The sequence below is a fragment of the Candidatus Chordibacter forsetii genome (assembly GCF_964187505.1).
In the GTDB taxonomy this organism is placed as follows: Bacteria; Verrucomicrobiota; Verrucomicrobiia; order Opitutales; family Seribacteraceae; genus Chordibacter; species Chordibacter forsetii.
On the sequence record NZ_CAXLML010000080.1, the window covers coordinates 1 to 11,135 of the forward strand.

The window sequence follows — 11,135 nt, forward strand, 5'->3', positions numbered from 1 at the left end:
ATCTTTGCCAAAGCAATCGAAGTCACTCAAAGCCCAATCGGCAAGACTTCTCGTTCCACTCCGGTTACTTATTTGGGAGTCTGGACCCGCATAAGGGAATTGATTTCCACCTTACCCGAAGCCAAGGCTCGCGGGCTTGGGCCAAGTGATTTTTCCTTTAATGTAAAAGGGGGAAGATGTGAAATTTGCAAAGGAGCTGGGAAAATTAAATTGGAAATGAATTTCCTGCCAGATTCATATGTTGAGTGCGAAGAGTGTGCCGGTAAACGATACAAAGACGAGGTCCTTGATTTAAAATGGAGAGGAAAGAACATCGACGAAATTCTTAACCTCACTTTCGCCGATGCAGTAGATTTCTTCTCCTTTGATGAATTGCTTAAGGAAACCTTTTCCCTCATGAAAGAAACGGGACTAGGCTATTTGAGATTGGGTCAAACTTCACCAACCCTTTCGGGAGGAGAGGCGCAAAGACTCAAACTGGCATCGGAACTTTCTTCTGGAATCGAACTTAAAGGAAGAAGGTTGGGCAAGGTCCAAAAAAACTTTTATGTTTTAGAAGAGCCCACCATTGGGCTTCATTCAAAAGACTGCCAAAAGTTAATACTTCTCCTGCATCGATTAGTAGACGACGGTCACACCGTGGTTGTGATCGAACACGATGTCGATCTCATCGCAGAAGCGGACTTCGTTATTGAATTGGGACCGAAAGGGGGAAAAGAGGGTGGCAAACTCTTACATCATGGAACAATAACATCTTTATTAGAGAAACATAAAAATCCTACTACACGATTTTTACGAAAAGTAGTAAGACAAAATTGAGTCTTTAGAACTTACGGCTTTATTCGCAGAAAGATTTTCTTACCCGCTTTAAGAATTTTGGGGGATGCTGACAGAGTTGCTAGATCAATATCTGGACTGTCTACTTTTTCTCCTTCTAGTTTTACGGCTCCTTGTTTAATCAGTCGGCGAATTTGACCTTTTGATTCAAATAATCCAGATTCTGAAAGGATATTTAAAAGGGTTGGGGGTTGTGAGAAACCTTGAGAAATAGAAATTTCAGGCATGTCTTTTGGGTCTTCTCCTTTTGAAAAAACTTGGGAAAAAGCACTCAGTTCTTCATCAGCTTTTTTAGCACCAAAAAAAACAGAGGTAAGTTCTCGTGCCAATTGTTTCTTAGTCTCCATTGGGTGAGAACGCTTAAGTGCAATCAATTCAGATTCGTCTTTGAGTAATAACAAACGATAATAATCCCACATCACTTCATCGGAAATAGACATAGTTTTTCCAAACATATCCTTTGCCGAATCATTAAAAGCGATGTAATTATCGTAGCTTTTGGACATCTTTTTAGAACCGTCCAATCCGACAAGTAAAGGTAGGGTAATCACCGCTTGCGGGGACAATCCTTTTTCTTTCTGCAAGTTTCTGCCGACTAACATGTTGAAGAGTTGATCATTACCACCTAATTCAACATCGGATTCCAAGACAATGGAATCGTAACCTTGAATCAACGGATACATAAATTCTACCATGGAAATTGGCTGATTGGATTTAAAACGTTTTTCAAAATCATCTCTTTCTAGCATTCGTGCAACTGTCATACTTCGAGTAAGAGAAAGGGCATCAGCAAAACTCATCTCACCAAACCATTCACTGTTACGACGTACCACAGTTTTAGATTCGTCCAGTATCTTGAAAGCTTGCTCCAGATAAGTAGTAGCATTCTGGTTAACCGCAGACTCGGTTAATTCAGGGCGCAGTTCAGAACGCCCACTCGGGTCACCAATTCGAGCAGTGTAATCACCAATTAATAAAATGGCTTCATGACCTGCATCTTGAAATTGCCTAAGTTTGTTAAACACAACCAAGTGCCCAAAAGTCAAATCAGGTCGAGTTGGATCAACTCCAAACTTAATCTTTAATTTACGCCCCTGCTTTAGATTATCAAGCAATTCATCTTGCCCAATTACAACCTCTGCATTTTCCAACAACTTGTTTTCAATCATTACGAATTTGATCTCTATAAATAAATTGTGCTACTTCTACGAGCGAAGAATACGAAAGATTCATTCTTTTCTGTTATGATTCAGCTTGCAAGAAACCCATGTAACCTTACCAATTTAGACTCTTCTTATAACCCTTACCCAAGAGACAAAATGACCTTAGACATTGGCACAATCGCCCCAGACTTTACACTCAAAACCAAAACACCTGACGGATTAAATGACATTACCTTAAGCGAACACAAAGGCGAATCTAATGTAGTTTTACTCTTTTTTCCTTTTGCATTTACCAGTGTATGCATGGCAGAAGCATGTTCGGTAAGGGACGACCTAAAAGCTTACGATGAATTAAATGCAAAGGTATATGGAATTAGCGTAGATAGTCCGTTTGCACAGGAAGCAATGGCGATCAAGGAAGGTTTAAACTTCCCTTTACTTAGTGACTTCAATAAAGAAGTTTCCCAAAAATACGGCGTGCTATATGAAGATTTCATCGGCTTTCAAGGGGTATCAAAGCGTTCAGCTTTTGTTATTTCTAAAGAAGGCACAGTTGCACTAGCTTGGTCTTCTGATGACCCAAAACAACTTCCTGACTTTGCGCAAATCAAAGGAGTTCTTTAATTTAAAAATCATAGCTTGAAGGGTATTAATAAGTTCATAGAACCCGCAAACCAGGTATGGTAATCTCTTAATCGTGACTTGCTTTCCCTTTAAATTAATACCTGCAGGCTTCTCCGATTGTGAGCAAGTTAGAGCATAATAGTTTACAGAAGTGGACATTAATTTTCGAGTTCATGTCACACCAGACCGAGCATTCGTAAAGGTTCTTAACAAAGCTTCGTACTTAAATTGTGAACCTCTTCGGCTTTTTTTTGAAGAGCAAGGTAAGAAGGGACAAAAAAGATATGTGATTGATTTTGAAGATTGCTCCAGTATGGACAGTACTTTTTTGGGCATCTTGGTGAGTGTTGCTTTGAAAATCCGCAGTGCTGCCGATGAGGGCAGTATTTCTTTACTCAACTTACGAGGAAGAAATTTAGAAACCGTATGCAACTTGGGGATTCACCAGATTGCAAATGTAAGTTCAGATGAAGTAAAGGATGAAGTGCAGCTTGAAAACCTTGCTATCAAACCTTCCCAATCGAATGCCAACCCCGATACGATATACAAAGCTCACAAGGCACTGATGAATCTTAATGAAAAAAACCTAAAAGTGTTCTCAGATGTCGTTAGCTACCTTGAGCAAAAAAAAGAGGGATAAATTAGTTAGCAGAAAATATGTACCCTTTAATTTGGTTTTTTGGCGGATTGATGATCGGTCTTTGTTTTTGGGTTATTGGCCGGAAACGTTGGCAAATTTCTCGTAAAAAATTATTGCAGCAAAAAAATCAACTCTCACAGGAAAAAAAAATTGCAGTTGAATTCATGCACAATTTGGCTGAGGCCATTGGTGAAGGAGTGGAAAGAAAAGTCCTCTATCAACGAATTGTTCATACTGCTGTTATCACAACCGGGGCAATAAGTGCATGTATTTATGAAAAGCTTCCTAACGGCAGATTAAAGGGAGTCGCAGTTGAAGGACTTTTCCCTCCACAGCGAGCCATCAAGACTAACTCGGAAGAAAAAACTTCTCCACGTGCACGCTTCATTGAAAAAGTATTAAACTCTGAAATTTTAGAAGCTGGAGAAGGTATTGTTGGACAAGTAGCCAAAACCGGCAAGCCAGTGTTTGTTCCACATGCAATTGAGGATCCTAGAATTATAAGACACGAGGATACCTCTTTATCTGTCCGCTCTATGGTTTTTTCCCCCTTAATTCATGATGACCAAACGATGGGAGTTCTCGCAGTAGCAAATCCTTCCAATGGGCTTTCTTTTTCCGAAACAGACTTTTCGATGATTAATTCATTGGGTGAACAAGCTGCTCTAGCGATCAAAAATTCGGACGCCATGAACCTTCGATTTGAAAAAAACCGAATGGATGGTGACCTTAAGCTTGCTCATGATGTTCAGGAACTTTTCTTGACCCGAGTCTTTCCCCCCAGCAAAGGATTGGAAATCGATGCTAGGTATGTACCTTCGGCTCAAGTAGGCGGAGACTTTTACGACTTTTACAAGCTATCTTCCCATAAGTTTTGCTTATGTATTGCCGATGTCTCAGGGAAAGGAGTGCCTGCATCATTGCTTATGGCCTTATGTCAGACCCACCTTAAGCACTTAGTTCATAAAAATCGATCGCCCTCTGAAGTTCTTGTTCTTTTGAATGAAGAACTTTTTTCAAGAATTCGAAAGGATATGTTCATCACACTTTTCCTTGCCGTAATCGATACTCGTTCTGATAAAATAACCTATGCACGAGCCGGTCACGAACCAGGCTTACTTGTAAAAGCTTCCACCGCTGCTAACGAAGTGGTGGAACTAAGAGGAAACGGTATGGCATTGGGTATGGTCGAGCCGGATTTATTTTCTAGTCTTATCAAAAACGAAGAAACCGATTTTTCCGGCGGCGACTTACTCTGTTTATTCACCGATGGCGTAACTGAAGCTAGTAACCAAGAAAAGGAGGAATTTGGGGTTTCTCGTCTAAAGGATGAACTGATTAAACATGCGGGTCTTGATCCTCAGTCCATCAATCAAAAAATCATTCAGGATTTAAATAAATTTAGTCCACAAAGCCATGATCGAGATGACTTAACTCTTCTTACAGTTAAGCGAGTTTAATTTAGGACTGAATACTAAGTTATTTTTTGTTCATCGAAATCAATCACGTCAGCAAAAGAGCGTAATTCATCGCGGCCTGAGGCACCCAGGCCTTCCTTAATTTCTTGTAATTTTTCGAGTGCCATATCGGACATTCCGATTTGGACCACTCGGCGGTTCCATTCATGAACTCTTAAATCTTTTGGTAAAAGCTCCTTTAAACTATGATTTAATTCTTCTTCGCTTTTAGCCTTTTGTACGCAAGCAATGATCTGCTCAGCTTCAAGTCCTAAATGAAGACACAGAAAGCCATCAAAACCTTTAGTGAAATTCCGTTGGTAGCTTTTGGGTAAAGTCCCTTGCAAATGTTTGCGAATTTTTGCCAAAAACCTGGGCAGGTGAAGGAGGCCCGATGAATGAGCCTCATAAGGGGAGGGGAGGTCTAGTAAAGTAGCTCCGGTCGGTCCGTGAATGATTTTTGAGTCCAAGTTTGTAATATAGTTAAGAAAAGTGTTTTGTGATTGTTTTTAAATTATAAACATGAGCCAAACCAAAAAGACAAAAGTAATTTCAAGAGTTAGTACCTATATACTTTTTCACAAGCTACTTTTTGGAGGAACTTTGGCATTAGCCTGTGTAATGACTTTGTTATCTGTATTGGCACCCTCTGTCATTCAGCAGGTTTTAGACAATGTTTTTACAAAGGGTATTGGGGACGGAACATTACTCATAAAGGGAATTTTCCTAATCGCGGGCATATTTTTTTTGAAAGAATTATTGAACTGCTTTCGGATTCGCATCAACAACAAGCTCGAACAACGTGTGATCTATCGCTTGCGACAAGATCTTCACGACAAACTACTCCGTTTACCAATCAATTTTTATGATCGTCGAAAGAGTGGCGATATTTCATCTCGAGTATTAGAGGATGTACAGAGTGTGGAACGTGCGATTTTAGACGGGACCGAACAAGGAGTGATTGCGGTTCTCACATTAGCCGGTGTATCAGCTATGATGTTTTTTCAAGAACCAAGACTTGCGATTATTGTTTTTCTACCCCTCCCCATTTTGGGATGGATGGCCTATCAATACGCCCGTGTATCCAAGAAAAACTGGCGAGCTGTTCGCGATAAATCTGGCGAACTCAACTCCCTTTTGGTCGAAGATATTCAAGGCAATCGATTAATTCAATCCTTCGCACTTATGCTTCGCGAACGAAAAAGGTTTGCAAAGGTTGCTCGGGAGCTCGAAAAGGTTTCACTAACCGCGATGTATCGCTGGTCCATTCAAGGCCCAGGGGCTAGCTTTACTTCCTCCTTAGGGATTCTTGGGGTGGTTGGAATGGGTGCTTACTTGCTCGAAACTGATCCAGCATTTTCAAATGGCCAGTTCTTCGCGTTCCTACTTTATGCCAATATGTTTTACGAACCAATTAGACAACTTGTTGGAATTAATAATCTTGTCGCTGCAGGAAAAGCCTCGGGCGAAAGAGTTTTTGAAATCTTAGACGCTCCTATTGAGGTCGAAAGTCCTACCCACCCAGTTCCATTCCCTCTTATCGAGCAAGAAATTAAATTTTCCAAAGTAAGTTTTTCTTATGCTGAAAGAAGCCCTGTGGTTAAGGACCTATCCTTTACCTTGGCGCACGGCTCAACCACCGCTTTAGTCGGACCTACAGGAGCCGGCAAGAGCACAATCGCTAGTCTGTTACTTCGTTATTATGATGTGGATGAGGGAAAAATTACCATTGGCGGAAAAAATGTAAGCCAGCTCTCATTAAGTAATTTAAGAACTCATATTGGCTTGGTTTCTCAAGACCCCTTTCTCTTCGATACATCCGTCAGGGAAAATCTACTCTTAGCATCCGAAAATGCGAGCGAAGATGAATTACAACGAGCCTTAAAAGCAGCTCACGCATGGGAATTCGTTAGGCTATTACCTGAAGGTATGAATACTTTAATTGGAGAAAGAGGGGTAAGATTGAGCATGGGCGAAAAACAACGACTTACCCTTGCCCGAGCTATGCTAAAATCTTCCCCAATCCTCATCTTGGATGAAGCCACATCAAGTGTGGATGTAGATACAGAACGACAAATCCAACAAGCTCTACATGATTTAATTAAAGATAAAACAACACTTATTATTGCCCATCGACTCAGTACCATTCGTGAGGCTGATGAAATTATCTTTTTAGAAAAAGGGCAAATTCTTGAAAAAGGTACGCACCCAGAATTGATGATGCTTGATGGAGCTTATGCTAAATACTGCAATTTGCAGAAAAAACTGGTTTGAAAGACTAACTCTCTTGGCCTGCCTTGCAGAGGATTATTCGCAAAAAATTAAAAAACAAATATGGAGTGAAAAGGAAGACTAGGCTTCGTAAGAAAAGCAAACTGAACTCTCCCAATGGGCCGTAAACAATTTGTTCTGCCCAAACTCTTAGAGTTGTGCTCTCAAAAAAACTTATTCCGAGAGCAAGTCCCAAGTAGTACACCATCAAAGGCCAAACTGTAAAACCAACGGAAATGAATAACAGTGCAAACCAAAGTTCTTTTGACCAGTTCATCTTAAGTAATAAATTACAATTACTATAGCATAAATAGGGAACTGCAAATACATCTCATGCTTAATTTCATTCACTGAACAGCAAAGTTGGCGAACAACAGATAACAGGGAAACTAAAAAAGAATATTCTTATTCTTAAATTGGTTTGCTTCTATGAAAGCCTTGTTCTTTGGTAAGTCATTTACAATGAACCAAACTGATAAAGAAGTCATTTCAATTTTCGAAGAAACGCAAGCTCTGCTCAAGGGTCATTTCATTTTACGTTCGGGATTAAGAAGCGAGCATTTTTTCCAATGTGCCCAGGTTTGCCAGCATTTAGATAAAGTCAATAGACTAGCTGAACTGCTTATCGAAAAGATTCCTTGGAGTCAGGTTGATTTAATAATTGCCCCTGCAATGGGTGGGCTGGTAATTGGCCAAGAAATGGCAAGGCAACTTGGCTCTCGCTTCATTTTTTTGGAAAAAGTGAACGACAAGCTTGCCTTGAGAAGAAACTTTATGATTCATCCGAAAGACCGAGTACTTTTAGTTGAAGATGTCGTGACCAAAGGTGGAAGGGTTCGGGAAGCAATCAACATAATAAACAAGCATCCCTGTGATTTTTTAGGTGCTGTATCCCTGGTGGATCGTAGTGTTGAGCCAATCAATTTCGGCATTACCTTTATGTCTCTTCTGAAGATGAATTTTCCGACTTATTCAGTAGATCAGTTACCCGAACATTTGCAAAGTATACCGGCTACCAAACCCGGAAGCTAAACTGAGTAGTATACATAGTTTGGTTCCAAAATTATTTAAAACTGAATAATGCAAATTACGGAATGCGATATGCAAGAAATCTGTAATTTCCACGATACCAAACATAAAAGCGATTAATTCCGGAATATAGGTTTTCAGAAACATCGCCCACATCAAGTATCTGAGAACCATTAATTTCAACTAGGACCACACCCTTTTTGAATGTTTCATTTTCTCCAGAAGAACGAGAAACTAAAACACCTCTAACAGAATCGGGTATATCAAATTCTTCTCGGTTTTGAAGGGTGAGGGCTGTCAAATCAAGACCTGGAATAGGAACAATTCCCTCCGACATTGACCCAAGAATTGCATAGAGAGTTTCGGATTCTCCATTTCTTAAAACTTCGATTTGAATTTGAGCCCCTGGCAAAGTTTGAGAAATGGCTACCCTCGCTTGGTTTACTGAATAAACGAGTTTTTTTCCTACTTTTACAATCTTATCATTAGCCAAAAAGCCTGCCTCGTCCGCCGCACTTCCAGAGACCACACTAGCAACAACTGCAGCATTTCCATTCGAATCTGGCTCTAAGGATACTCCTAAAAAACCTCTTCGTATTTTACCTTCCTCCATGTAATCAGTGAGTGCCCGGCGTACCATATTAACAGGTATTGCCAGTCCAATTCCTATACTGGCTCCAGTTTGTGAAATAATGGCCGTATTAATACCAACCAATCTTCCTCGTGCATCTAAAAGAGCTCCGCCAGAATTACCCCGATTGATAGATGCATCTGTTTGAATAAAATTTTCATAAGCACCATCTTCGCGAAGAATCCCTAATTCCGATTTTCTTGTGGCAGATACAATGCCCATAGTTACTGTCATCCCAATTCCAAGTGGATTACCAACGGCAAAAACCACATCACCGACTTGTAGCTGATCGCTATTCGCAAGTGTGGCAAAGGGGAGTTCTTCGTCAGCTTCGATTTTGAGTACAGCAATATCTGTAGTGTGGTCATAGCCAATGATTGTTGCAGGGTAATCCTTTTGCTCGCCAAGCTTAACCACCACTTCTTCCATTAACTCTCCAGTTCTTGGATCTGAGATGACATGCGCATTTGTTACCACATGACCTTGCGGAGAAACGAGCACGCCAGAACCTATTCCAGCAGGTACTTTTTCTTCTTCTATCCTTGGCTGATTTGTTCGTGGGAGCCCATAATAACGCCTAAACCAATCTTCGATTGGATTACCTGCACCAGGATATAATCTTCTGACAACTTGTTGGGTAGTAACCGCAACTACTGCTGGAGTAGCTTTACCGAGGATGCTCGAGTAACTCTGTATAGGATTTGCCGCCAACCGATCAAGGTCGGTCTCATCAACTTTAAGTGAAAATCCTTTTTTTTCTCCAAACGCGTTCCAAACAATAAGGAAAAAAGAAATCCAAGCTAACTTGTAATTTAAAAATATAATCTTTTGACGCATCAAAAGTAGAAGCGAAATTGGTAAGCAAAATTGTCTTGGAAATACCTGAATTCTGTAAACTTAAATCTAGAATCCCTTAACTTCAAATAAACTCGATATGCTACTGTCGGTATGTGTCCTTTGAATTGCTTCCCCAAGCAAAGGAGCCACACTCAATTGAGTAATAGGTAAATTATCTACCTGCATATTTACAGAATTGGTGGTAACTAATTCATCCAAGTGACCTTGTTGTAAGCGCTCTTTCCCGGTTTCATTAAGCACGCAATGGCTAATTACCGCAGAAACTCTCTTGGCCCCACGCTCTTTCAAAAGCTTAGCTGCTGCGGTCAAGGTACCAGCTGTTTCAGTCATATCATCAATAATTAAAATTTCTCGACCTTCCACTTCGCCAACTAAATTGGTTGCCTCTACCGTACTTGCCCCTGTTCTTCTTTTTGCTACAAACCCTAATGGACAACCCAGTACCTCAGCGTAGGCACTGGCCATTTTCATACCACCTACATCAGGAGTGAAAATGGTCATATTTTCCGTATTTCGATTTCGCATATAATCAAAAAACACGGGGGAGGCATATAGATGGTCAACTGGAATATCAAAGAATCCCTGAATTTGCTGGGCATGCAAATCCATCGTAAGTACTCGGTTAGCTCCAGCTGCAACCAAAAGGTTGGCGATCAATTTTGAGGTGATTGGAACACGAGGTTGATCTTTACGATCTTGCCGGGCATATCCAAAAAAAGGAATAACCACAGAAATTCTCGCAGCAGATGCCCTTCTTGCGGCATCTATCATGATCAGTAATTCCATGATATTGTGATTTGCTGGGGAATTAGTCGACTGGAGAAGGTAAACATCCATTCCCCGTATATTTTCGTTGTACCGAACGAAACTTTCACTATCGGGAAATGAAGTAACTAAGGCATCTCCTATTTCCATATCCAAGTAGGCACATATTTCTTTTGCCAAAGGGAGGTTCGAATTACCGCTAAAAATCTTTAGGTTAGTACCGTTTCGCATTTCTTTGTTTACTCTTTGCTTTTTTCTTGGGCAAACCTATTGAAAAGATCTGGCAATTTTCTTTGTAATACAGAAATCCTTTGAGCCAAATGAAAGGGAAGGGCTGGGTTACCTTTAAGAAATGCCCCTGGCTCTACATCTTTAGTTATACCAGCTTGGCCAGCAATCTTTGCCCCTTTTCCAACTTTTAAATGTCCCGCAAATCCAGCCTGTCCGCCAACGATTACTTCATCCTCAATAAGCACGCTTCCACTTACTCCAACTTGAGCAACGATCAGACAATTTTTACCAATTTTGACATTGTGACCAACTTGAACCAAGTTATCAAGTTTGGTACCTTGGCCTATCTTGGTTTCTTCAAACCTAGCTCGATCGATACAAGTATTTGCCCCGACTTCTACATTATCTTCGATGACGACTTTTCCAAGATGAGGAATTTTTTGATGACTTCCATCACCCTGATCAAAGCCATAGCCTTCAGAGCCCACTACAACTCCTGCATTCAAAATTACTTGTTTACCTATCTGGCAGCGGGCCAACAATTTAACTCCTGGATAAAATACACTGCCTTCACCGATCGTTGTACCCATTCCAATGTGGCAATGAGTATTGATCGTGCAATTTGGACC

10 protein-coding genes and 1 pseudogene are annotated in these 11,135 nt (G+C 40.6%); 6 read left to right on the forward strand and 5 right to left on the reverse strand.

All coding sequences use genetic code 11. From position 1 onward, the window contains the following. Positions 1-819: pseudogene (locus ACKPQ4_RS03700) on the forward strand (excinuclease ABC subunit UvrA); the annotation flags it as partial. A gap of 11 nt (positions 820-830) precedes the next feature. Here ACKPQ4_RS03700 and tyrS read toward each other — a convergent pair. Next, complete coding sequence (gene tyrS / locus ACKPQ4_RS03705; protein WP_407679863.1) at positions 831-2,006, reverse strand: tyrosine--tRNA ligase; 1,176 nt, start codon at positions 2,004-2,006, stop codon at positions 831-833. Between the two features lie 150 nt (positions 2,007-2,156). Between tyrS and ACKPQ4_RS03710 the strand changes: the two genes are divergently transcribed. The 3 genes from ACKPQ4_RS03710 to ACKPQ4_RS03720 all read left to right on the forward strand — a co-directional run bounded on the left by ACKPQ4_RS03710 (position 2,157) and on the right by ACKPQ4_RS03720 (position 4,724). Next, positions 2,157-2,624: a redoxin domain-containing protein gene (locus tag ACKPQ4_RS03710; protein ID WP_407679864.1), complete on the forward strand. Its 468-nt coding sequence runs from the start codon at positions 2,157-2,159 to the stop codon at positions 2,622-2,624. Between the two features lie 286 nt (positions 2,625-2,910). Continuing rightward, the gene (locus ACKPQ4_RS03715; protein ID WP_407679865.1) at positions 2,911-3,264 is read left to right on the forward strand and encodes an STAS domain-containing protein; all 354 of its coding nucleotides are present in this window, start codon (positions 2,911-2,913) and stop codon (positions 3,262-3,264) included. Positions 3,265-3,281: 17 nt separating this feature from the next. Further along, entirely contained in the window at positions 3,282-4,724 is a 1,443-nt protein-coding gene (locus tag ACKPQ4_RS03720; protein ID WP_407679866.1) for a PP2C family protein-serine/threonine phosphatase, read from the forward strand. A 14-nt stretch (positions 4,725-4,738) separates the two neighbouring features. Here ACKPQ4_RS03720 and ACKPQ4_RS03725 read toward each other — a convergent pair whose 3' ends face one another. After that, positions 4,739-5,191 (reverse strand): DUF5069 domain-containing protein, encoded by a 453-nt coding sequence (locus tag ACKPQ4_RS03725; protein ID WP_407679867.1) that lies wholly within the window; start codon positions 5,189-5,191, stop codon positions 4,739-4,741. 52 nt (positions 5,192-5,243) lie between these two features. On the opposite strand from ACKPQ4_RS03725, the gene ACKPQ4_RS03730 reads away from it, so the two are divergent. After that, the gene (locus ACKPQ4_RS03730; protein WP_407679868.1) at positions 5,244-6,995 is read left to right on the forward strand and encodes an ABC transporter ATP-binding protein; all 1,752 of its coding nucleotides are present in this window, start codon (positions 5,244-5,246) and stop codon (positions 6,993-6,995) included. A gap of 459 nt (positions 6,996-7,454) precedes the next feature. Beyond that, complete coding sequence (gene pyrE, locus ACKPQ4_RS03735; protein WP_407679869.1) at positions 7,455-8,024, forward strand: orotate phosphoribosyltransferase; 570 nt, start codon at positions 7,455-7,457, stop codon at positions 8,022-8,024. A gap of 55 nt (positions 8,025-8,079) precedes the next feature. On the opposite strand, the gene ACKPQ4_RS03740 is transcribed toward pyrE, so the two are convergent. The 3 genes from ACKPQ4_RS03740 to lpxD all read right to left on the reverse strand — a co-directional run. Further along, on the reverse strand, positions 8,080-9,489 hold the full coding sequence (locus ACKPQ4_RS03740) for a trypsin-like peptidase domain-containing protein (protein WP_407679870.1): 1,410 nt from the start codon (positions 9,487-9,489) through the stop codon (positions 8,080-8,082). 66 nt (positions 9,490-9,555) lie between these two features. Further along, positions 9,556-10,506: a ribose-phosphate diphosphokinase gene (locus ACKPQ4_RS03745; RefSeq protein WP_407679871.1), complete on the reverse strand. Its 951-nt coding sequence runs from the start codon at positions 10,504-10,506 to the stop codon at positions 9,556-9,558. A gap of 8 nt (positions 10,507-10,514) precedes the next feature. Beyond that, a partial coding sequence (gene lpxD / locus ACKPQ4_RS03750) for a UDP-3-O-(3-hydroxymyristoyl)glucosamine N-acyltransferase (RefSeq protein WP_407679872.1) occupies positions 10,515-11,135 on the reverse strand: 621 nt, incomplete at its 5' end.